The sequence below is a fragment of the Corynebacterium sp. genome (assembly GCF_052107835.1).
Classification (GTDB): domain Bacteria; phylum Actinomycetota; class Actinomycetes; order Mycobacteriales; family Mycobacteriaceae; genus Corynebacterium.
Genome location: NZ_JBQEDF010000055.1, coordinates 1 through 22,207, shown reverse-complemented (window position 1 = coordinate 22,207; position 22,207 = coordinate 1). Strand labels below are relative to the sequence as shown.

Sequence of the window (22,207 nt, the reverse complement as noted above, 5' to 3'; positions counted from 1 at the left end):
TCGCCAGGTCGATGCCGAAGAGCACCTTCGACTTCTTGTACAGCAGCGTCTCGGGCGTGTTCATGTACTTGCCGAGGTTGTCGTCGTCGAAGAGCTTGCGGGCGCCGAATCCGATCACGTCGCCGGCGACCGAGCGGATCGGCCAGAGCAGGCGACGGTGGAAGCGGTCGATCGGACCACGGTTGCCCATCCGGCTCAGACCCGCGTCCTCCAGCTCCTTGAACTCGAACCCGCGGCGCAGCAGGTGCTTGGTCAGGGTGTCCCAGCCGGCCGGTGCGTAACCGCAGCCGAAGGTGGCGGCGATGTCCTCACCGAAGCCACGGTCGCGCAGGAAGGCCCTGGCGGTGGCGGCACCGTCGTCCGACTGGTCGTTGAAGCGCTCGACGTAGAACTCATGGGCGGCCTTGTTCGCCGCGATAAGGCGCTGACGCGTGCCGGGCTCGACCCGGTTACCGGGGGTGCCGCCCTCGTAGTTGATCCGGAAGCCGATGCGTTCGGCGCACTGTTCGACGGCCTCGGGGAAGGTGACGTGCTCCATCTTCATCAGGAAGCTGAAGACGTCCCCGCCCTCGCCGGTGGCGAAACAGTGGAAGTAGCCCTTGTTCGGACGGACGTGGAAGGACGGCGTCTTCTCGTCCTTGAAGGGGCTCAGGCCCTTCATGGAGTCCACGCCGCCGGGGGTGAGCTGCACGTACTCGCCGACCACCTCCTCGATCGGGGTCTGTTCCCTGATCGCGGCGATGTCGGTGTCCGGAATCCGCCCTCGTGCCATGCCGACCATGATAGCCGTGCCTGTGGCACACTGTTGCGGTGACTTCGAAAGACAGCAGCAGGGACCCGAAGAAGATCGCCGGCGGCATTGCCGGCGCGGCGATCGTCCTGGTCGCAGGGTACTTCGGCGTGGACGCCGCAACCGGTGGGGACGACGGTGACGGCAGCGGTTCAGCCTCGTCAGGCGACTCCTGCGCGGTCGGCACCCTGCCCGGCGAAGCCGACGGCGTGATCGACAACATCCTCGGGGACGGGGACTTCGACCACCCCGAGCACGACGGGAAGCACTTCGGCAACTACGAGGGGATCCTCCCGGAGGAGTCCGGGGACTTCTACCGCGAGTACACCGTCGAGACCCCGGGTATCGACCACCGCGGCGCCCAGCGCATCGTTGTCGGCGGCGGCACGGAGACCGACCCGGACGTCTGGTACTACACCTCGGACCACTACGAGAGCTTCTGCGAGATTCCCGACGCCGAGGATTAGGACGCAGCGGATCAGGCCGGGAGCAGTTAGCCCCAGGCCGCGCTGATCGCCGACGCGGATTTGTCCAGCCGCACCAGCCGCGACTCCGTCAGCGACGCCACCTGGTCAATGACGACCCGCAGTTTGTCCTCGTCCGAGACGGCAGCCTCCCACCACGGCCGGAACAGCACGTCCAGGCTCCCCGGAGCCCCCTCGGACAGGTACTTCGTGACACGGAAGATCCGGTCCCGCTGCCGCTCCTGCTGCGCCTGATGACGCCCCTGGTCCATCACGTAGAGCACCGCCAGCGACTTCAGCAGCACAACCTCCGCCCGGACCTCGTCCGGGATCGCGAGGTCGGCGGCGTAGCGCCCCAGCGGAATTCGGGGGTCGCCGTCCGTGGACAGATCCAGGTGAGCCTGCCGGGTGGCGGTCACCGACGCGGTCACGAAGCGGCTGACCAGCTCACTGGTCAGCCCCTTCAACGCGGCCAGGTCCTGCAGCGTCCCGTGGAAGTCCGCGGCCCTGATCACCGGGGACATACTGCGCAGCCGGTCGGCGGCGTCGATCAGTTCCTCCGGCTCCCCGCCGAAGGCCCGGGCGCCCTTCTCCGCCAGTGCAGCGAGTTCGACCAGGTCCCACAGGACGTTCAGGCTGATGCGTCCGGAGACGATGCCGTCCTCCACGTCGTGCACGGAGTAGGCGACATCGTCCGACCAGTCCATGATCTGGGCCTCGAGACTCTTGCGTCCGTCCGGCGCACCTTCACGGATCCACGACAGCACGGGCAGGTCATCGGCGTAGCAGGAGTACTTGCGGCGTGCTGTGCCGTCCAGGGCGACCGGGCCCCACGGGTACTTGCAGGCCGCGTCCAGCGAGGCACGGGTCAGATTCAGGCCGTAGCTCTGCCCGTCCTCCCCCAGGGTCTTCGGCTCCAGTCGGATGAGGATGCGCAGGGTCTGGGCGTTGCCCTCGAATCCACCGCAGGACGCCGCGGCGAGGTTCAGGGCGTCCTCCCCGTTGTGCCCGTAGGGAGGGTGGCCGATGTCGTGTGTCAGCCCCGCGAGATCGGCGAGATCGGGGTCCACGCCCAGCGTCTTGCCGATGCCGCGGGAGATCTGCCCGACCTCCAGGGAGTGGGTCAGGCGGGTACGCGGGGTGTCGCCGGTTCCCGGCCCAACGACCTGCGTCTTGTCCGCCAACCGTCGCAGCGCCGCACTGTGCAGGACGCGCGCCCGGTCGCGGTCGAAGTCATCGCGGGCATCCGGCACAGCGCCGTCAACGCCCAGCGACTTGCCGGGCACCTCGATGATGCGTGCCAGGTCATGGGCGGTGTAGGCGTAGCGTTCCACTGTTTGTCTCAGTCCTCGTCGTCGGAGTTGGAGGCGTCGACGGTGTAGTCCCCGCCGCCTTCTTCCGTGATGCGGTAGTAGATCATCCCGCCGGTCTCGTGGATGATCGCGTTGAGTTGCTCCTGGCGGCTGGAGACCGCGGGGCCCTTCCGGGTCGGCGAGGCATGGGCGTCCACTCCCTGGTCGCCGACCATGTTGGTGGCCCGCAGGGAGTGGTTCGGGTCGGTGACGACCGCGACGGACTCCCAGCTGTTGTCCTTCGCGACGGGAGCGAAGGCCTCGGCGGACCCGAGCGTGTCCATGCCGTCACCGATCTCCGTGATGGCGTCGTCCGGGATGCCCTGTTCCCGCAGGTACTCCGCACCTGCCTCGGCTTCGGTGAAGGCGTCGCCCTCGAGTTTTCCGCCGATGGTGGTGATGCTCGGCGACACACCGTCCTCGTATAGGTCGATGGCGTGGTCCAGGCGGGCGGCGAACCACTGGGACGGGGTGCCGTTGTACTGGGCCGCGCCGAGGACGAGGATGGTGTCGGCTGCCGCGTGGTCATCCTGCCGTGCGTATGCCCACACGTGGGCGGCCGTCGCCAGGGTGATGACGAGGCCGACGACGATGGTCCCGATGACCGTGTAGATCAGTCCACGGACCGCAACCCCGAAGCCACTACCCACGGAGCTGCCGATGCTTCTGGCGTTCATGCGGATAAGACTACGCACCCGGAATCGGTTATTTCGTTATTGTGGGGTGCATGTGCGCCACCAATCCACTCTGGAGTTCCTCGATGGGTGACCCCCGTTCAACCAACCGACCGACTACCACGGGCCGCGGGGCCCCGGGGGCGTCCCGGCTGCGCCGGTTCGCCGCCTCCGTCGCCATCGCCGGCGTCGCTGGCATGGGGGTGGGATTGGGCGCCAGCGCCGCCGCTGCTCCTGCGTCAACCCCGCAGGACGCTGCGGTCGTCGCCCAGGGTGCTGCCACCGACACCGGGACCGGCGCGGAGACGGACGCCGGGGCGGACATCACGCTGGATTCCCAGGTCGTGGACCAGGCCGGTGTGCTCTCCGACGACGAGCGGTCCTCCATCGAGGACACCCTGGCAGACGGGCCGTCGGAGACCGGGGTACGTGCTTACCTGGTGTACACAGATTCAGCCCCGTCTAATCTCGACACCTACGCAGAAGATCTTAGATCCCAGCAACCAGCCAACGACACCCTGGTTGTCGTCATCGACACTGACGGAGATAACTTCGCAACATCACCAGGGCCCAGCGTCTCCGATTCAGTCACCGAAGACGTCAACTCCGCCATCCGGGATAACATGGGCGACAGCTACGCCGCTGGTGGCCAAGCGATTGCCGACGTCGTCGCCGATGTGACCCCCACCTCCACCTACGCGTGGGGCGGCGCCGCTGCAGTCGTCGTACTCGGCGGCGCGGGCGGTGCGATCTGGTACTCACGCAAGAAGCGCCGCGAGAATGAGGCGGAGGAACTGGAGGCAGCCCGGACCATCGAACCCGGTGACACCACCGACCTCTCCCAGCAGTCCACCCAGGTCCTGCGGACGCTTGCTGTCGAGGAACTGCAGAACACCGACGAATCGATCCGCAAGGGCAGTCAGGAACTCGACACCGCCGAGGCGGAGTTCGGTACCGAGCGCACCAAGGAACTGCGCAAGGCACTGGACACCTCGAAGAAGACGCTCAACAACGCGTACCACACCCACCAGCGACTGCAGAACAAGCTCACCAGCAGTGAACAGGAGGAACGTGCTCTGCTGATCGAGATCGTCTCGTCCTGCGGTACAGCGGAGGAGAACCTCAGCAACCAGGCAGAGCGTTTCTCCACCCTCCGGGAGAAGCTCATCGATGCCCCGGAGATCGTGGACAAGTTCTTCCAGCAGACGGTGGAACTCCGCTCACGGATCCCCCGCTCCCGCGAGATCCTGGAGACACTCAAGTCCCGGGTGAACCCGGAGCTGCTGGAATCTGTCATCGACAATCCCGATATCGCCGAGGCAGAGCTCAGCGAGGCGGAAGGCGCCATCACCCGTGCCCGCGAACTGCTCCACCTTCCTGCGGGCCAGCAGGGTGCCCTCATCGACGAAGCTGGCTCAGCCCACATGGCCATCCAGCAGGCGGACCAGCAGCTCACCGCAGTGGAGCACGCAGAGTCACAGCTGCAGGAGGCGCGGGAAAACCTGTCGTCCCTCATCGAGGAAGTTGACGAGGAGATTGCCGAGGCGACCCAGCTTGCCGCCAGCAATGCCAATGTCGACCGCGCGGCACTGAGCAAGGCGGTCGACCAGGCCAACGAGGCCCTGTCCAAGGCCCGCGAGATCGGCGGCAAGGACCCGCTGGGGGCATACTCCGACTTGCTCGATGCCGACGGTGAACTCGATATCCAGTTGGATGAGGCCCGCGGGGCGGAGAACAACTACCAGCGCACACTCGGGATGGTGGACCGCACAATCTCGGATGCCACCCACCGTCTGCGAGCGGTCGAGGACACGATCCACAACCGTGGTCGCATGATCGGCGTCGAAGCCCGCTCCTCCGCCCAGGCGGCGGGTCAGGCGATCGACAGCGCCCTGCAGTTGCGGGACAAGCAGCCCCGGGACGCCTACAATTCCGCGCAAGAAGCCAGTGCACTGGCCAAGCAGGCGTCCGACCTGGCACGCCGTGATGTTGACGACTACAACCGCCGGAACAACTACCGCGGTGGCGGTGGCGGCGGGAACATGGTCGCTGGCCTGCTCCTTGGCTCGATGCTCAGCGGTAACGGCGGCTTTGGTGGAGGCTTCGGCGGCGGATTTGGTGGGGGCGGCTTCGGTGGCGGTGGCGGAGGCTTCGGTGGCGGCGGGGACTTCGGCAGCTTCTGATCACATCCCCGTCCGTCCACACCTCACGGTGTGAGCACAAAGATGATGAGAACACCGAGGAGAAGCGTCCCGTGCACAACTCACGCGCACACTATCCAGCCATCGTGGACAACATCTTGCACGATATGGATGAGGTCGGCGACTGGGCGTCGATAGCTGATTGCCTCGGTGCCAATGACATCAATTCACACTTCGCCACCAGGGACGATGTGATGGTGATCTGTGACGCCGTTCTTCGGGATGACCGTGTCTACTTCGGCACGATCTTCCCGCGTCCTCCTGGCGGCGGACTCACTCCCCTCCCCGACAAAACTACGGCGGAAGGCCTCGCGCGCAGAATATTCGATGAGGCAGACGACACGATCAGCGGAATGATGGAGTTCTTCGTCGACTGGGTTGACCGCGGCTCCGCGTAGCTTCCACGCTCAGACACGGACTCCAGGGCGAAAACCCGCCATTGAAACCGCCCCTGGGCGTCGGTCGCGGAGGCAGACTCAGAAGTCGATGATGTTGAAGAAGTACAGCAGCATGAACGGGATCAGGATGATCATGAAGATCGAGATCCGCCACGTACTCGACAGCACACGACTCTCCATCGAATGCCGGGCCACCCACGACAGGAACACCTGGACGTCCAATGGCAGGGTCTCCCCCGACCCCTCGAACTGAAGGTGGACATTCTTCAGTCCACCGTTCTCCGAGGAGTACTGGCCGATCTTCTCCGCCTTACGCAGGTCCAGCTGCTCGTCCTCCCCCAGGTCCGAAGCCTTGTACAGCACGAACTCCTTGCGGCTCTCCGCCTGGACCAGCACACGGTGCCGGTCGGCGGAGCAGCTGATGTTCTTCGACGCTCCGAAGGATTTCCCTTCACCGATCGCCGTGAAGACCTGCGAACCGGTGTCCGGCCCCGTCGTCGCACGCATCAGCGGGCCCTTGCCCGCGTCCAACTGCCAGGTGTCGCCACCGAAACGCATCGTCGCCACGTCCCGCTCCACGGCGTACTCGGCCACCCGGTCCATGTCGCTGGGCGGACCAGCGTAGATCGGGAAGGTATGGCCGTCCGACGGGACAGACCACCGGATCGACGGATTCGGCATAGGGGTGCGTCTCCTAGCAGCCGGCGAGGCGCTCGGCGAGGTAGCCGGTCAACTTGTCCAGGCTCACCCGCTCCTGGGTCATCGTGTCGCGCTCGCGCACGGTGACGGCGTTGTCCTCCAGGGAATCGAAGTCCACCGTCACACAGAACGGGGTACCGATCTCGTCCTGGCGACGGTAACGGCGGCCGATCGCACCGGACACGTCGTAGTCGATGTTCCAGTAGCCGCGCAGCTCAGCGGCAACCTTCTCGGCGGTCGGAGTGAGCGTCTCCTTCTTCGACAGAGGGAGCACCGCCACCTTCACCGGCGACAGGCGACGGTCCAGGCGCAGGACGGTGCGCTTGTCCACGCCACCCTTGGTGTTCGGGGCCTCGTCCTCGTGGTAGGCGTCGATGAGGAAGGCCATCATCGCGCGGCCGAGGCCGGCAGCCGGCTCGATGCAGTACGGGATCCAGCGGTCGCCGGACTCCTGGTCGAAGAAGCTCAGGTCCTCACCGGAGTGCTCCGCGTGGGTCTTCAGGTCGTAGTCGGTGCGGTTGGCCACACCCTCGAGCTCGCCCCACTTGGTGCCGGTGAAGCCGAAGGCGTACTCCACGTCGACGGTGCGCTTGGAGTAGTGCGACAGCTTCTCCTGCGGGTGCTCGAACAGGCGCAGGTTCTCCGGGTCGATGCCCAGGTTCACGTACCAGTTGTAGCGGTCGTCGATCCAGTGCTGGTGCCATTCCTCGTCCTCGCCCGGCTTAACGAAGAACTCCATCTCCATCTGCTCGAACTCACGGGTACGGAAGATGAAGTTGCCCGGCGTGATCTCGTTGCGGAAGGACTTGCCGGTGTTCGCGATGCCGAACGGCGGCTTGATGCGGGACGCGCCCATCACGTTCTTGAAGTTGATGAAGATGCCCTGGGCGGTCTCCGGACGCAGGTAGTGCAGGCCCTCCTTGTCGTCCACCGGCCCCAGGTAGGTCTTCAGCAGGCCGGAGAACTCACGCGGCTCGGTCCACTTGCCCGGCTGCCCGGTCTCCGGGTCGTTGATGTCGTCCAGACCGTTCGGCGCCTCGTGGCCGTGCTTCTCCTCGTAGGCCTCCAGCAGGTGGTCGGCGCGGTAACGCTTGTGGGTGTACAGCGACTCGACCAGCGGATCGGTGAAGACCTCGACGTGGCCGGAGGCCTCCCACACAGGGGTCGGCTGGATGATGGAGGTGTCCACGCCCACGACGTCCTTGCGGGACGTCACCATGTGGCGCCACCACTGGCGCTTGATGTTCTCCTTGAGCTCCACGCCCAGGGGGCCGTAGTCCCAGGCGGAACGGGTACCGCCGTAGATCTCACCGGCGGGGAACACCAGTCCCCTGCGCTTGCAGAGATTGACGACGGTATCGATACTGCTGGCGGCCATGAGCTCTTCGGTTCTCCTCAGTGACGTTTCGGGCGGGACGTGGACGGCTGTCCACGGGTGAGACAATCACGCCTATCCTACCGGGGGCGGTTGCGATCGCCACCTCCGGCCCACACAACTACTTTCGGGCATTAAAAAGGACCCGCGAAGGGGGGGGGTTATCGCGGGTCCCGGCCACGCTGTCCTCCGAAGAGGATGGGGCCTTGTTCCCCGTTTGATGGGATGGACTTAGGGGGGGACAAGCCATCCCTGGGGAACTGGGACTAATTTACGGTGGCCCCAGCACCCCTGTCAAGTCGCCCCGGAAGAGTGGTCCTCCACTGCCTTGAGCAGTGCATTTCCTTGATGTCTCACCGCTTCCGCGGAGGAACAGTTAGGGTGGGGTCACGATGAACACACCACAGATCGGACAGCGCAACACCCGGCAGCGTGCGGCCGTGGTCGACACCCTGGAGGGTATGACCACGTTCGCCAGTGCGCAGGACATCCACGCCACCCTCTCGCAGCAGGGCCACAAGGTTGGGCTGACCACGGTGTACCGCACCCTGCAGCAGCTCAACGAGCAGGACCTGATAGACACCCTGCAGGACGACTCCGGCGAAATGCTGTACCGCAACTGCAGTTCCGTGCACCACCACCATCACCTGGTCTGCACGTCCTGCCGGAAGACCGTGGAAATCGATGGCGGGCCGGTCGAGAAGTGGGCGTCGGACGTGGCGAAACAGCACGGGTTCACCATGACCGGCCACACCGCCGACGTCTTCGGACTGTGCAGTGACTGCGCGAAAGCCCAGGCACGGGCACAGGCACAGACCCGGTAACCGGGCTAACCGGCGACGTCGAAGAGCGACCCCAACGCAAAGGTCGCCGCAGCCGCCCCCAGCCCGATCGCCAGCTGGCGCAGCGCACGCAGCCACGGGGACATCCCCGACAGCATTCCCACCAGCGAGCCGGTGATCAGCAGGACGATGCTGACCAGCACCGTCGCCACCACGATCGCCGAGAGCCCGGTCATCCCCAGGATCAGCGGGATCACCGGCACCAGCGCGCCCCCACCGAAGCACAGGAAACTCGACACCGCCGCGGACAGCCCCGATCCCCCGGCCTCGATCTCCTCGGGCTCCGCCGCGCCCTCGGCCAGGTCGTCGTCGACGGCGAGCGCGTCGGACCCCGCGTCACCGGTGTCCGACGCACCGCCCTGCAGGTCCTCCAACTTCGAGATCTCGTCGAACACCGCGTGCGCCTTCTCCTGCGCCGCCTCCGGGCTCATCCCGCGGGCCCGGTAGACCAGTTCCAGCTCATTGCGCTCCACGTCCAGCTTCGGCACCGCGGTACTCGTCGACGGATCCGGCGAGGACGCCTCCAGCAGCTCCTTCTGACTGGTCACCGACACGTACTCGCCGGCGGCCATCGACAACGCACCGGAGAGCAGCCCGGCGATGCCGGCGGTGAGCATCGTCGCCTGCCCGGCACCGGCGCCGCACATGCCCAGCAGCAGCGCCAGGTTCGACACCAGGCCGTCATTGGCCCCGAAGATCGACGCCCGGAAGTCCCCGGACATCTTCGCCCGCCCCCGCGCGGCCAGACCACGGACAACCTCGGCGTGGATCGCCTCGTCCGCCGCCATCTGCTCGGTGGCGTCCTTGTCCGTGAGGTAGTCATTGCGGCTCTCGGCGGACTGCATCAGCGCCAGCACGAACACCGAGCCGAACCGCCTGGCCATCCAGGCCAGTGTCCGGGTGCTCAGACTGGCACTCTTCGGCATGCCCACGTCGTCACCCAGGCGTGCCCGCCAGTACTCCTCGTGGCGGGACTCCGCGTCGGCGATGCCGAGCAGGATCTCGCGTTCCTCGCCGGTCTTCTTGCGCGCCAGCTCCCGGTACACTGCACCCTCGGCCCGTTCGTCGGCGAGGTAGCGGCGCCACCGGCTGAGCTGTCGTCTGGTCGGTTCGTCCCCCGGCTCTGTGCCGTTCACTTCACACCACCGAACCGCCGGTCGCGTTTGGCGTACTCGTAGACGGCGTCCCGTAGGTGGGCGCGGGTGAAATCGGGGAACAGGACGTCCTGGTAGACCATCTCGGCGTACACGGACTGCCACGGCAGGAAGTTCGAGGTCCGCTGCTCCCCCGACGGACGCAGGAACAGGTCCACGTCCGGCATCTCCGGCTCATCGAGGTACGCGGAAACGGTTGTCTCGGAGACGTCCCTGGGACGCAGGCGTCCCGCGGCGACCTCGGCGGCGATGTCGCGGACAGCGTCGGTGATCTCTGCTCGTCCGCCGTAGTTCACGCACATCACCAGGGTCATCCTGGTGTTGTTCTTCGTCTGCTCCTCCGCCTTCTCCAGTTCGGAGATCACCGTCCGCCACAGGCGCGGACGCCGTCCGGCCCACCGCACGCGCACGCCCTTGGCGTCGAGTTCATCGCGCCGGCGGCGCAGGACGTCCCGGTTGAACCCCATGAGGAACCGCACCTCATCGGTGCTGCGCCGCCAGTTCTCCGTGGAGAAGGCGTAGGCGGAGAGGAAGTCCACCCCGAGTTCCAGGCACTCGTCCACCGCGTCCATCAGCACCGCTTCACCGCGCTTGTGGCCCTCGGTGCGCGGCAGCCCCCGCTCCTGCGCCCAGCGTCCGTTCCCGTCCATCACCAGGGCGATGTGCCGGGGAATGAACTCGGCGGGGATCTCACCGGGGGTCTCTGGAGTACTCACGTCCAACATTCTGCCAGAGCCTCCCCTCACACCGCGGCGTAGGCCCGGCACGGGGCCTCGATCTGGTTCCGGACGTGGGCCAGCAACAGATCGTGTGCGGTCGTCAACAGATGGGGTCCCTCGTCGGTCGCGGCGATCTGCGCCACGGCGGCCAGGTCGGCGTCCCGGCCACGGGAGAGCAGCCACAGCACACGGACAGCCTGCGGCGGCGGGGTCAGGGCACCGGGCGGCCGGCAGGTGGTGCACACCGCTCCCCCGGCCAGCGGGTGGAAGACGCGGTGCGGGCCCGGTCTACCGCACTGGGCGCAGTCGACGAGACTGGGCGCCCAGCCCGCCATCCCCAGGGCCCTGAGCACGAACCGATCGGCCTGGGTGCGCGGCGGGATGGCCGCCTTCCGGCTGGCCAGCTCCGCGAGGGCGGCGTCGAGCAGGTCGAAGACGTGGGCGGACTCCTCCTCCACTCCCTGGACGGTGAGCTCGGCGATCTCCAGCATCGCCACACCCGCGTAGAACCGATCGACGTCCCCACTGATCTGCGGGGCGTAGGTACGGACCGTGGACGCGTCGGTGACATTCGCCAGGCCACCGTCCGGCTTCGCGCGGTTGCGCCCCGGGTAGATCTGGACGTCCACCCGGCAGAACCGGTCCAACCGCGCGCCGAACCGCGACTTCGACCGCCGCACGCCCTTCGCCACCGCACGGACGAGACCGTGGTCGTGGGTCAGCAGGACGAGGATCAGGTCGGCCTCCCCCAGCTTGTGGGTGCGGACAACGAAACCCTCGTCCCGGTAGTTGGGACGAGGGTTCCGGGACATGGTCCCGATCCTACTGCTTCACCGCCAACCGCTGGTCGATGCTCTGCGCGGACTGGGCGATGCGGATGTTGGAGAGGTAGAACTCCAGCATCATGCGCATCATCATCAGCATGAACAACGTACCGACGGTGATGACCACCGCCAGGAGCAGTCCGAGGAAGAACCCTCCGACACCGGCCTCACCGGCCAGTCCGAAGACGGCCACCAGAACGTAGATGATCCAGACCAGTGCAATGAAGGCGAACCCGAGGGCGTAGGCGATCTTGATGATCGTCGGGGTGGCGTACTTCGTGAAGTTGAAGTCGAACAGGGCGCTGAAGAAGCTGTCCTGCGACGTGCCGACCTGGGAAGCTCCGTTACCGTAGCCGAACTGGGCCTGGCCGTACTGGGGCTGCTGGCCGTACTGGGCGTCCTGCGACCCCTGCGGGTACGCGCCGAAGGACGGGTACCGTCCACCCTGGCCGGCCTGGCCACCCTGGTACGGCTGCTGCGGCTGACCCGGCTGGGACTGCCCGCTCCAGCGGCCGCCGGACGACGAGTTGTCGCCGTGCTTGTTGCCGTCGTTGCCGCCATTGTTGGTGCTGTCGTTGCCGTCGCCTGGGGTAGTCATATACGTCTCCTGAAACAGTGCTGGTGTTCTTTGCCGAACACACTATCATTCGAACACACGTGACCCCGACCGGTTCATCCATCGGAGAAGACTCAACTTTCGCACCCTCGCAGGTGGATTCATCGGCGATGCAACACTCTGACCTGCATGTATCACATTGTGGGAATGGCGAGAGGTGCGAAAGATACCCCTCGGCGTACCCCGCGGTCAGGCACTGCCCGCTAGAACCCCAGCTTGCCCAACTGCTTCGGGTCGGACTGCCAGTTCTTCGCCACCTTCATCCGCAGATCCAGGTACACGTTCTGTCCCACCAGACCCATGATGGACTGCCGCGCGTTGTGGATGATCCTCCCCCACCGGCGGCTGTCCTTGCCCCGCAGGATGCCCTTCTGGCCCTCGCGCTCCACGAAGATCACCGCGTGGACCTCCAGCACATTCTCGCGGTCCTCCGCCGGGAAGACCTCGTCGATCTGCACGGCCACGGAGTGCGGCAGTTCATCCTTCAGCCCCGACAGCGCCGCCTCGCGGATCAGCTCCGACATGCGGGTGTCCCGGTCATCATCGGTGACGTGGTCGTCCGGGTAGTACTTCGGCCCCTCGGGGAGGACACCCGCCAGGACGTCCTGCAGGACGTCCAGCTGCACCTGCTTCGCCGCGGACACCGGGATGACCTCCGCGTCGAGGGCGTTGCCGTCCGCACCGGTACTCAGCATCTCGTGCAGTGCCATCAGCTGGGCACCGACCTCGTCCTTCGACGCCTTGTCCAGCTTGGTCACGATGCCGACCACCGGCGTCCTCGGCGCCGCGGCACGCACCGCATCAAGGATCCAGCGGTCACCGGGGCCGATCTTCTCGTCGGCGGGGATGCACAGGCCGATCACGTCCACGTCCGCGTAGGTCTCCTTGACGACCTCGTTGAGCCGCTCGCCGAGCAGGGTGCGCGGTCGGTGCAGACCGGGGGTGTCGACCACGATGATCTGGGAGTCCGGACGGTGGAGGATGCCGCGGATCGGGTGCCGGGTGGTCTCCGGCTGGTCGGCGGTGATCGCGATCTTCTCGCCGACCAGGGCATTGGTCAGGGTGGACTTGCCGGTGTTGGGGCGTCCGACGAAGCTGACGAAACCGCTGCGGAACCCCTCCGGGGCCGAGAAGTCCAGCGGGGCGGCCGCGTCCGACGGCAGGTCGGACTCATCGGGGAAGTCCGGGAAATCAGGGAAGTCATTCATTGTCGGTCCTGTCGTCGTCATCATGGTCGGTTGTTCGTTCAGTCGGCCCGGTCACCACCACGGAGCGGATCTTCACCCGCCCGCGCCGGTCCCGTCCACCTTCACACCTCAGGTGCAGTCCCGCCACATCGACCTCGGCGCCCGGCAGCGGGACCTTGCCGAGCTCGAACGCCGCGAGCCCGGCGACGGTCTCCACCTCGTCGGCGATCTCGCCGGTGAACTCCAGGCCGGTGCCCTCGTAGAGTTCCTCGAGGTCACCCAGGCTGAGCCAGGCGACGACCCGGAAGACGCCGTCGTCCAGCCGCTCAACCGGGTTGTCGTCCTCCCCGTCGTACTCGTCGGTGATCTCACCGACGATCTCCTCGAGGATGTCCTCGATACTCACCAGCCCGGCGGTGCCGCCGTACTCGTCGACCAGGACGGCGATGTGGACCTGGTCGCGCTGCATGTCCTCGAGCAGGTCGTCGAGCATCCGGGAGTCCGGCACGAACACCGGGTCGCGCATCACCCCGGCGACCGGCACCGTCCTGCCCCGGTCCGGGGCGTCGTAGGTCTCCGAGACCAGGTCCTTCAGGTAGACCATGCCGACGATGTCGTCCACGCTCTCCCCCACGACAGGCACCCGGGACAGGCCGGAACGCACACACAGCCGGACGGCCTGCCCGGCGGTCTTGTCGTCCTCGATCCACAGGATCTCCGGGCGCGGCACCATCACCTCACGCGCGGTGGTGGACGCCAGGTCGAACACGGACTGGATCATCCGGCGCTCGTCGACCTCCACCACCCCGCGTTCCGAGGCGATGTCGACCATCTCGCGCAGCTCGATCTCCGTGGCGAACGGTCCGGTGCGCAGACCCCTCCCCGGTGTGAACAGGCCACCGAACCACACCAGTACCCGGGCCAGCGGCCCGAGCACCTTCGTGATGACCACCAGGACCGTCGCCGTGCGCATCGACAGGGTGTAGGGGTTGCGGCGGCCCAGGGTACGGGACACCACCCCGACCACCACGTACACCAGCAGCGCGACCAGCGCGATGGAGACGCCGACCGCCCATCCGCGGTCACCGAGTACGTCGAGTGCCACCACCGCCACCAGGACCGCGGCTGAGGCCTCGCACACGGTGCGCAGCAGGACGAGGAGGTTGATGTACTCCGGGCGGTTGCGCATCACGCGCAGCAGCCGGTGCGCACCGGAATGCTCGTCCTTGACCAGGGCCTCCACCCGTGCCAGCGACAGTGAGCTCAGCGCAGTCTCCATGGAGGAGAGTGCGCCCGCCAACGGCAGAATGACCAGCAGGGCGATGGCAGCCTGGAGGATGACCGCAAGCTCAGGCATCGTTCTCCGGCTCGCTGTACGGCGGTGGCACCGGGTTCACCCACCCCTCCTCGGCACGGTCCGCGGCGCTCGGGAAGGCCGCTGCCCCCGAGGGTTTGGGGCCGAAGGAGACTCCACGCTGCTTCTGGGAGTCGTACCAGTCGGCGAGGATCTCGTTCTGCAGCGCGAACATCCGCTGCTCGTCCTCGGGGACCACGTGGTCGAAGCCCAGCAGGTGGAGCACACCGTGGACGGTCAGCAGGTCCAGTTCGTGGGCCAGCGGATGGCCGGCGCGGTCGGCCTGCCCGCGGGCGAACTCCGGGCACAGCATGATGTCGCCGAGGACCCCCGGTCCCGGGGGCGGGCCGTCCTTGCGTCCCCACCCCGGGGTGAGCTCATCCATCGGGAAGCTCATCACGTCGGTGGGCCCCGGCAGGTCGAGCCAGCGCAGGTGCAGGTCGGCGATGGTCTCCAGGTCCACGATGTGGATCGACAGCTCGGCGGAGGAATGGACGTCCAGGCTCCACAGGGCAAAGCGGGCGACGTCGATCAACTCCTCCTCGTTGACCTCGCCGTAGCCGGACTCGTTGAAAACCTCGATGCTCACCGGAGCTCCTGTTCTGCCTCGTAGCGGTCGTAGGCCTGGATGATACGTCCGACCAGGTGGTGGCGGACCACGTCCTGCGCGTCGAAGCCGGTGACCGCCACCCCGTCGACGCCCTCCAGGATCCGGTGGGCGACCGTCAGCCCGCTGGTCTGGTGGTTCGGCAGGTCGACCTGGGTGAGATCGCCGGTGACCACCATCTTCGAGCCGAAGCCGAGCCGGGTGAGGAACATCTTCATCTGCGCCGGGGTCGTGTTCTGCGCCTCGTCCAGGATCACGAAGGCACCGTTGAGGGTGCGTCCGCGCATGTAGGCCAGCGGGGCGACCTCGATCACCCCGGACTCGATGAGCCGGGGGATGGCCTCGGGGTCGAGCATGTCCCGCAGTGCGTCGTAGAGGGGACGCAGGTAGGGGTCTATCTTCTCCCCCAGCGTGCCGGGCAGGAAGCCGAGCTTCTCACCGGCCTCAACCGCGGGCCGGGTGAGGATGATGCGGCTGACCTCACGGTTCTGCAGTGCCTGCACGGCCTTCGCGACGGCCAGGTAGGTCTTGCCGGTGCCGGCCGGGCCCACGCCGACCACCACGGTCGAGTTGTCGATTGCGTCGACGTAGTCACGCTGGCCGACCGTCTTGGGGCGCACCACCTTGCCCCGCCGGCTCACGATCACATCGCCGGTGACCTCGGACATGCTGGTCCGTTCGTCGTCCGGCAGCTCCGCCCGCGCCTGGTCATCGGCCTTGCGGTCACTGTCGTCGACCAGGTCGATGGTGCGCCTGGTCAGATCGGGGGTCACCGCCGAACCGCGGGCGGCCATGGCCTCGAGTTCGCGCAGGACGCGGCGGGCGCGGGCCACCTGGGAGGCCTCACCCCGCAGGGTCACGTGGTTCCCCCTGCTGAGCAGGTCAACCTCGATGTGGTCCTCGATGATCCGGAGGTTCTCGTCGGCGGTTCCGGCCACCGTCTGGGCGGTGTCCGGGGCGAGCTCCACGGTGGTGGAGGCGATCTTCCTGGGTGGTTGCTTCAAGGGTGTTCCGGGTTCTCCGTGCTGTTGGGGGTTTACGGGTACATAAGTCTAGAGCATCAGCGCGCCCACCGGCCGGTGAGCACCCCGATCGCACCGAGGGCGACCGCCGCGGCGGACACCGTGCGGTACACCTCCGGACCGAGGACGACAGGCTGCCCGCCGCAGGACGCACCGACCGCGTCGATCTCACGGTCGCTGACCCCGCCCTCCGGACCGATGACCAGGACGATCTCGTCGACGTCCAGATCGACCCGTGCCAGGGGCGTCGCCGCCTCCTCGTGCAGGACGAGGACGCGGGAGTTCTCGTCCAGCCTCGACCCCAGGTCAGCGATGTCGCCCAGCAGTTCCCCGACGACCGCGCCGGACAGTCGCCGGGACTGCTTCATCGCCGAGACCGCGGTGGTCTCCCACTTCGCACGTGCTTTGGCGGCCTTCCTCGCGTCCCGGTCCCAGCGGGACACGCACCGGTCCGCCTGCCAGGGGATGATCCGGTCGGCACCTGCCTGCACCGCCAGGTCGACGGCCAGCTCAGCCCGGTCCGACTTGGGCAGGGCCTGCACCACAGTCACCCGGGGACGCGGTGAGGGCACCGGCAGGACGCCTGTCCCCGTGACCCGTGCTTCGCCGGCCCAGCGTCCGGACACCCCCACCCCGGTTCCGTCGGTGAGCACGACGGCCTCATCCTGCCTGATCCGCTTGACCGAGGCATGGCGTGCCTCGGCGTCCGGCAGCGTGAACGTGCCGGACTCCCCCACCGCCGCCAACTGGTCGGCGAGGTCGGGGACCACGAACACCGGATCGGTCACGGAAGCGTCCTAGCGTCCGAACTTCTGGCGCAGCTTGGAGAACAACCCGCCGGAGCGGCCGTCGTCACTGGACTGCAGCCCGGAGCTGTCCTTCGACACGTCGCGGAGCTGCTCCATCAGGTCCTGCTGCTTGCGGTCCAGGTCGGTGGGGACGGTGACGTCCACGTGCGCGATGAGGTTCCCGAAGCCCTCGCGGCGCAGGTGCGGCATGCCCTTGCCCTTCACCCGGACGACCGCCTCCGGCTGGGTGCCCGGTTCCACGCTGACCGTGGCCACGGACTCGTCCAGCAGGGGGACCTCCACCGACGTGCCCAGCGCGGCCTCCACCATCGGAACGTCCACCGTGACATGCAGGTCATCGGCATCGCGCAGGAAGTACGGGTGCTCCTTGACGTGCACCTCCACGTACAGGTCGCCGGCGGGTCCGCCGCCGGGGCCGACCTCGCCCTCGCCCGACATACGGATCCGCATCCCGTCGCGGATGCCGGCCGGGACGTTCACCTCGATGTCGCGGCGGGAACGCACCCGCCCGTCGCCGGCGCACTCCTCGCAGGGGTCCTTGATGATCTCGCCGGTGCCCTGGCACCGCGGGCACGCCCGGGCGACCTGCACGCGGCCCAGGATCGACTGCTGGACCTCCATGACCTGGCCCTGACCCTGGCAGGTCGGGCAGGTGACCGGGTCGGACTTCGACTTCGAGCCGGTCGCGTCGCAGACGTCGCAGACCACCGCGGTGTCCACGGTGACGTCCTTCTCCAGACCGTTGAAGCACTCCGTCAGGGTCAGCTGCAGGCGCAGCAGCGCGTCATTGCCGGGACGCACCCGGGACACGCGTGGGCCGCCGCCCCCACCGCCACCGGCACCGCCGCCGAAGAAGGCGTCGAAGATGTCGCCGAAACCGCCGGCGCCGCCGCCGAAGCCACCGGCTCCGCCACCACCGCCGAAGCCCTGCTGTTCCGGGTCGCCGCCGGCGTCCACGATCTGCCGTTTCTGCGGGTCGAGGAGGACCTCCTGGGCGATGGAGGCCTCACTGAACTTCTCCGCTGCCTCCTCGGACGGGTTGACGTCCGGGTGGTACTTCCGCGCCATCCGCCGGTACGCCTTCTTGATGTCGGCGTCCGATGCGTCACTGGAGACACCGAGAATTCCGTAGTAGTCACGAGCCAAGGGGAACTGCTTCCTTTGTGCGAAGTTGAGAGAATTGACGGATCCGCGGGGCTCATCGTAAGCCCCGAAAACACCCGGACCAGTGTAGTACGTCCTACTCGCCGGCGAGAATGCGGGACACGTAGTGGCCCACAGCCTGCACCGAGCTGATCGTGCCGGGGTAGTCCAGGTACGTCGGTCCCAGCACGCCCATCCCGCCCAGCACCGAGTCCTGGGAGCCGTAGCCGGTGGAGACGACCGTCGCCGACTGCAGTTCAGCGGGCTCGTTCTCCTCGCCGATGGTCACGCTCACACCGTGGTCGCGGGCCGCGGACAGCAGCCGCAGCACGACCACCTGCTCCTCGAGCGCCTCCAACACACCCTCCAGTTCCCCGGCACGGACCAGGTTGGGGGTGCCGGCCAGGATCAGCCGGTCGTTGGGACGTTCCAGCATGGTCTCCACCAGCACGGTGGCGCAGTTCAGGGCCGGGCCCCGCAGCACCGGCGGAACACGGTCGTCATCCCCGGCGGCCATCGCGGCGATCGCCGCGGAGGCGTCGTCGAGGGTGTGGCCCACGAGGGTCTCGTTGATCATGTTGCGCAGCCGGGGCAGTTCCTCGGCGGGCAGCGGCTCCAGGAGGTCGACGTTGCGCTGCTCGACCTGGCCGGCGTCAGTGATGAGCACCAGCAGCAGGCGGCTCCCCCCGAGCTGCACGACCTCGCAGTGCTTGACCTTTCCCCGTCGCAGGTCGGGGATCTGCACCACGGCGACCTGCCTGGTCAGCTGGGCGAGCAGCTGGACGCTGCGGCGCAGGACGTCCTCCATGTCCACCCCGCCCTCCAGGAACCCGGTGATGGCACGGCGTTCGGCACGGCTCAGCGGCTTGATGCGGGCGATGCCGTCGACGAAGTGCCGGTAGGCCTTCTCGGTGGGGATGCGCCCGGAGCTGGCGTGCTGCTGGATGATGTAGCCCTCGGACTCCAGGACCGCCATGTCGTTGCGGACCGTCGCCGAGGAAACACCCAGGTTGTGGCGCTCCACGAGGGTCTTGGAGCCGACCGGCTCATGTGACGAGATGAAGTCGGCGACGATGGCGCGCAGCACCGCGGTGCGCCGCTGGTCCGTCCCGGAGATCTCGCCGTGTGCCACTGGTCCGCTCCTTCATGCTCGTCGTTCTCGTCCGTCCCCCACCATTATCCTAGTTGCCCGCCGGTGCGGCCACCTCGTCCTCGGCCAGCAGAATGTCGGTGACGATGCCGTCAGCGAGCAGCCGGCCCCGGTCGGTCAGCCGCGTCCGTCCGTCCGCGTGTTCCAGCAGCCCGAGCCCCACATGGTGCTCCACCGCGGACCACCCATCGGCCAGCAGGTCGTCCGGCAGCCCCTCGCGCAGCCGCAACCCCAGCATGATGCGCTCGGTGTGGACGTCCCCACCGTCCAGACGCTCCACCGTCGTCACCGGCGACCGCCCGTCCGACAGCGCCTCGGAGTAGCGGCGCGGCAGCTTCGCGTTGACCAGGCGGGTCAGGCCGTCATGCTCACCGTCGGCGGAGGTGGCGTCCGGCACCAGCCGCACGCAGCCGTGCGCGCCCGGACCGGCGCCCCACCACTGCCCGGAGCGCCAGTACACCAGGTTGTGGCGGCACTCCCCGCCGGGCCGCGCCCAGTTGGAGACCTCGTACCAGCCCATCCCGGCATCACGCAGCGCCGAGTCGATCATCTCGTAGCGGTCGGCGTAGACGTCCTCGTCCGGTTGCGGGAGCAGCCCCTTGCGCACCTTGCGCGCCATCGCGGTGCCGTCCTCGACGATCAGCGAGTAGGCCGAGATATGGTCCACCCCGGTGGACAGTGCCGAATCCAGGGTGAGTCGCAGGTCATCGTCGGTTTCCGTGGGTGTCCCGTAGATCAGGTCCAGGTTCACGTGCTCGAATCCGGCGGCCAGCGCCTCCTGCGCGGCCTCGGTCGCCCGGCCCGGGGTGTGCGTCCGGTCCAGCACCTTCAGGACGTGGCCGGCCGCGGACTGCATCCCCAGCGAGATACGTGTGTAGCCCACGTCCAGCAGGGCGTCGAAGTACTCCGGCGACGTCGACTCCGGGTTGGATTCGGTGGTCACTTCGGCCCCCGGTGCCAGTCCCACGGTGCGCTTGACCGCGCGCAGGATCCTGGACAGTCCCTCCGCACCCAGCAGCGACGGCGTCCCGCCCCCGAGGAACACGGTGGAGGGCGGGCCGGTGCGGTCCCAGTCGGACGCCGCAATCTCCAGCTCGGCCTCCAGCGCATCCAGGTAGGTGCCCGTGGAGGACGAGCCGGATTCGCCCGGGGTGTAGGTGTTGAAGTCACAGTAACCGCACCGGGTGCTGCAGAACGGCACATGGATGTAGAGACCGTACCGGTCGAAGGTGCTGTCCGCGCTGGTTGTCATTGGCACCATGCTATCGCCCGGTGCCCGCGGCCACCTACCCGGTCTGCTGGTTCGCGGCCGCCCGCCGGTTGCGCACCTTCGACAGCACACGCTCGACCCGCGCACGCTCGGCGAGGAAGCGGGGCGGGGCCTCCCCGCGGAGTTCGGTCACCAGTGCCGGGTGGTCGGCGATGACGGTGCCCCGCCACCGGCCGACGACGTCGAGGGTGTGCTTCTCCGCACGCGCCAGCGCCTGGGGGAGCAGGACGCTCTGGTCCTCCACCGCGCACCTGGTCTGCTCGACGACCCACTCGGCGAGTTCGTTCAGGCTGTCGGTGAGCTCGGTGTTGCACCGGCGCAGGTTCACCCGCAGCGTGGCGGTACTGACCATCGGCGCCGGGGACGGCTCCACCGGGGCGACCGCGTGCTGGCGGAGGAAGGACAGCGTCCTGCCCGGGTGGTCGTCCATGGCCAGGTTGGCGGACAGGGACGCCGACAGCGACCCGGAACGGATCCCGGAGACGAAGGCCTGGCGCAGCCCGTTGAGTTCCGCGAGTGCGGAGCGGACTTCACTGCGTCCCTGCGCCACCGACTCGGCGAGCTCCAGGAGGCAGTCGTCGACGAGCTCGGCGTCCCAGTCCCCCATCGCCTCGGCGAGGTTGTCGATGTACTCGGCGACCTCGTCACCGATGTCGTAGACGCTCTGGGTGAGCTCGCGCAGTCGCAGACGGGCGGCGTCGTGCACGTACGGCTCCTCTCTCCAGCGTCCAACTGTTAGACGTCAGTTCCAACAGGGCAACAGTCTAAGACACGGAACACCCCGGACCGGGGAGGCCGGGCCGGGGTGATTCGTGTTTCGCCGCGGGATCTACTTCGAGGTGTAGATCCAGGCGATGTCATCGGCGAAGTGCTGCGCGACCACGTAGCGCTTGACCTTCATGGACGGGGTCACCTCGCCGTCCTCCTCGGTGAAGTCGCGGGCGCAGATGCGGAACTTCTTGATGCCCTCGGAGTGCGAGACCGTGTCGTTCGCCTCGTTGATGGCGTCCTGGATCTCGGTGCGCAGGACCGGGTTCTTCGCCAGTTCCTTCACCGGCAGGTCCTCCGGGACACCGTTGCGCTTCCGCCAGCCGACCAGCGCCTCCTCGTCGAGGGTGATCAGGGTGCCGACGAACTTCTGGTTGTCACCGACGACCATGGCCTGGGCGACAAGCGGTGCGGCGCGCAGGATATCCTCCAGCGGCCCCGGGGAGACATTCTTGCCGCCGGCGGTGACGATGATCTCCTTCTTGCGGCCGGTGATCTTCAGGTGCCCGGACGGCAGCAGACGGCCGAGGTCACCGGAGATCACGTAGCCGTCCTCGGTGAAGGACTCCTTCGTGGCCTCCTCGTTGTTCCAGTAGCCGTCGAAGACGACGGTGCCCTTCATCTGGATGTCACCGTCGTCGGCGATGCGCACGGAAACGCCGCCCACCGGCTTGCCGACGGTGCCGATGATGTTGTCCGGCTCGAAGTTCACGGCGGCCGCGGCGGTGGTCTCCGTCATGCCGTAGCCCTCGTAGATGCGCACGCCGATGCCACGGAAGAAGTGCATGA

At 67.5% G+C, this 22,207-nt stretch carries 23 protein-coding genes; 4 read left to right on the top strand and 19 right to left on the bottom strand.

All coding sequences use genetic code 11. From position 1 onward, the window contains the following. Positions 1 to 772, bottom strand: a 772-nt coding sequence (locus ACTIL2_RS12535; protein ID WP_442337802.1) for a DNA primase, incomplete at its 3' end; no start/stop codon positions are given. Between the two features lie 38 nt (positions 773 to 810). Between ACTIL2_RS12535 and ACTIL2_RS12530 the strand changes: the two genes are divergently transcribed. Beyond that, positions 811 to 1,257, top strand: a complete 447-nt coding sequence (locus tag ACTIL2_RS12530; RefSeq protein WP_442337801.1) for a ribonuclease domain-containing protein — start codon at positions 811 to 813, stop codon at positions 1,255 to 1,257. Positions 1,258 to 1,283: 26 nt separating this feature from the next. On the opposite strand, the gene ACTIL2_RS12525 is transcribed toward ACTIL2_RS12530, so the two are convergent. Continuing rightward, positions 1,284 to 2,588, bottom strand: a complete 1,305-nt coding sequence (locus tag ACTIL2_RS12525; RefSeq protein ID WP_442337800.1) for a deoxyguanosinetriphosphate triphosphohydrolase — start codon at positions 2,586 to 2,588, stop codon at positions 1,284 to 1,286. Between the two features lie 8 nt (positions 2,589 to 2,596). Beyond that, complete coding sequence (locus ACTIL2_RS12520; protein WP_442337799.1) at positions 2,597 to 3,283, bottom strand: YdcF family protein; 687 nt, start codon at positions 3,281 to 3,283, stop codon at positions 2,597 to 2,599. An 83-nt stretch (positions 3,284 to 3,366) separates the two neighbouring features. On the opposite strand from ACTIL2_RS12520, the gene ACTIL2_RS12515 reads away from it, so the two are divergent. After that, positions 3,367 to 5,463: a TPM domain-containing protein gene (locus ACTIL2_RS12515; RefSeq protein ID WP_442337798.1), complete on the top strand. Its 2,097-nt coding sequence runs from the start codon at positions 3,367 to 3,369 to the stop codon at positions 5,461 to 5,463. Positions 5,464 to 5,567: 104 nt separating this feature from the next. Next, positions 5,568 to 5,879: a hypothetical protein gene (locus tag ACTIL2_RS12510; protein ID WP_442337797.1), complete on the top strand. Its 312-nt coding sequence runs from the start codon at positions 5,568 to 5,570 to the stop codon at positions 5,877 to 5,879. Between the two features lie 78 nt (positions 5,880 to 5,957). Here ACTIL2_RS12510 and ACTIL2_RS12505 read toward each other — a convergent pair whose 3' ends face one another. Together ACTIL2_RS12505 and ACTIL2_RS12500 are read right to left on the bottom strand one after the other, a co-directional pair. Next, on the bottom strand, positions 5,958 to 6,560 hold the full coding sequence (locus ACTIL2_RS12505; protein ID WP_442337796.1) for a hypothetical protein: 603 nt from the start codon (positions 6,558 to 6,560) through the stop codon (positions 5,958 to 5,960). 13 nt (positions 6,561 to 6,573) lie between these two features. Beyond that, on the bottom strand, positions 6,574 to 7,956 hold the full coding sequence (locus ACTIL2_RS12500) for a glycine--tRNA ligase (RefSeq protein WP_442337795.1): 1,383 nt from the start codon (positions 7,954 to 7,956) through the stop codon (positions 6,574 to 6,576). 389 nt (positions 7,957 to 8,345) lie between these two features. Here ACTIL2_RS12500 and ACTIL2_RS12495 point away from each other — a divergent pair, with 389 nt between their 5' ends. Next, the gene (locus tag ACTIL2_RS12495; RefSeq protein WP_442337794.1) at positions 8,346 to 8,777 is read left to right on the top strand and encodes a Fur family transcriptional regulator; all 432 of its coding nucleotides are present in this window, start codon (positions 8,346 to 8,348) and stop codon (positions 8,775 to 8,777) included. 5 nt (positions 8,778 to 8,782) lie between these two features. Here ACTIL2_RS12495 and ACTIL2_RS12490 read toward each other — a convergent pair whose 3' ends face one another. The 14 genes from ACTIL2_RS12490 to ACTIL2_RS12425 form a co-directional block, all read right to left on the bottom strand. Then, positions 8,783 to 9,931, bottom strand: a complete 1,149-nt coding sequence (locus ACTIL2_RS12490) for a VIT1/CCC1 transporter family protein (RefSeq protein ID WP_442337793.1) — start codon at positions 9,929 to 9,931, stop codon at positions 8,783 to 8,785. Next, complete coding sequence (locus ACTIL2_RS12485) at positions 9,928 to 10,674, bottom strand: isoprenyl transferase (protein WP_442337792.1); 747 nt, start codon at positions 10,672 to 10,674, stop codon at positions 9,928 to 9,930. The genes ACTIL2_RS12490 and ACTIL2_RS12485 overlap by 4 nt, the downstream gene beginning before the upstream one ends. Positions 10,675 to 10,691: 17 nt before the next feature. Beyond that, positions 10,692 to 11,480 carry a DNA repair protein RecO gene (gene recO, locus ACTIL2_RS12480; protein WP_442337791.1) on the bottom strand — a complete coding sequence of 263 codons (789 nt, stop codon included), beginning with the start codon at positions 11,478 to 11,480 and terminating at the stop codon, positions 10,692 to 10,694. A gap of 10 nt (positions 11,481 to 11,490) precedes the next feature. After that, positions 11,491 to 12,090: a DUF4282 domain-containing protein gene (locus ACTIL2_RS12475; RefSeq protein ID WP_442337790.1), complete on the bottom strand. Its 600-nt coding sequence runs from the start codon at positions 12,088 to 12,090 to the stop codon at positions 11,491 to 11,493. A 221-nt stretch (positions 12,091 to 12,311) separates the two neighbouring features. Next, entirely contained in the window at positions 12,312 to 13,316 is a 1,005-nt protein-coding gene (gene era / locus ACTIL2_RS12470; protein ID WP_442337789.1) for a GTPase Era, read from the bottom strand. Next, complete coding sequence (locus ACTIL2_RS12465; RefSeq protein WP_442337788.1) at positions 13,309 to 14,652, bottom strand: hemolysin family protein; 1,344 nt, start codon at positions 14,650 to 14,652, stop codon at positions 13,309 to 13,311. Before ACTIL2_RS12465 ends, era begins: the two co-directional genes overlap by 8 nt. After that, positions 14,645 to 15,238 (bottom strand): rRNA maturation RNase YbeY, encoded by a 594-nt coding sequence (gene ybeY, locus ACTIL2_RS12460; RefSeq protein WP_442337787.1) that lies wholly within the window; start codon positions 15,236 to 15,238, stop codon positions 14,645 to 14,647. Before ybeY ends, ACTIL2_RS12465 begins: the two co-directional genes overlap by 8 nt. Next, on the bottom strand, positions 15,235 to 16,260 hold the full coding sequence (locus tag ACTIL2_RS12455) for a PhoH family protein (protein WP_442337786.1): 1,026 nt from the start codon (positions 16,258 to 16,260) through the stop codon (positions 15,235 to 15,237). The genes ybeY and ACTIL2_RS12455 overlap by 4 nt, the downstream gene beginning before the upstream one ends. Before the next feature lie 56 nt (positions 16,261 to 16,316). Next, the gene (locus ACTIL2_RS12450; protein WP_442337785.1) at positions 16,317 to 17,066 is read right to left on the bottom strand and encodes a 16S rRNA (uracil(1498)-N(3))-methyltransferase; all 750 of its coding nucleotides are present in this window, start codon (positions 17,064 to 17,066) and stop codon (positions 16,317 to 16,319) included. A gap of 9 nt (positions 17,067 to 17,075) precedes the next feature. After that, entirely contained in the window at positions 17,076 to 18,233 is a 1,158-nt protein-coding gene (gene dnaJ, locus ACTIL2_RS12445; RefSeq protein ID WP_442337784.1) for a molecular chaperone DnaJ, read from the bottom strand. A 94-nt stretch (positions 18,234 to 18,327) separates the two neighbouring features. Beyond that, positions 18,328 to 19,362, bottom strand: coding sequence for a heat-inducible transcriptional repressor HrcA (hrcA, locus tag ACTIL2_RS12440; protein ID WP_442337783.1), 1,035 nt, complete (start codon positions 19,360 to 19,362; stop codon positions 18,328 to 18,330). 49 nt (positions 19,363 to 19,411) lie between these two features. Beyond that, positions 19,412 to 20,632: a radical SAM family heme chaperone HemW gene (hemW, locus tag ACTIL2_RS12435; RefSeq protein WP_442337782.1), complete on the bottom strand. Its 1,221-nt coding sequence runs from the start codon at positions 20,630 to 20,632 to the stop codon at positions 19,412 to 19,414. 34 nt (positions 20,633 to 20,666) lie between these two features. Continuing rightward, positions 20,667 to 21,356, bottom strand: coding sequence for a hypothetical protein (locus ACTIL2_RS12430; RefSeq protein ID WP_442337781.1), 690 nt, complete (start codon positions 21,354 to 21,356; stop codon positions 20,667 to 20,669). Positions 21,357 to 21,479: 123 nt separating this feature from the next. Beyond that, on the bottom strand, positions 21,480 to 22,207 hold a 728-nt coding region (locus ACTIL2_RS12425; RefSeq protein ID WP_442337780.1), incomplete at its 5' end, for an AMP-binding protein.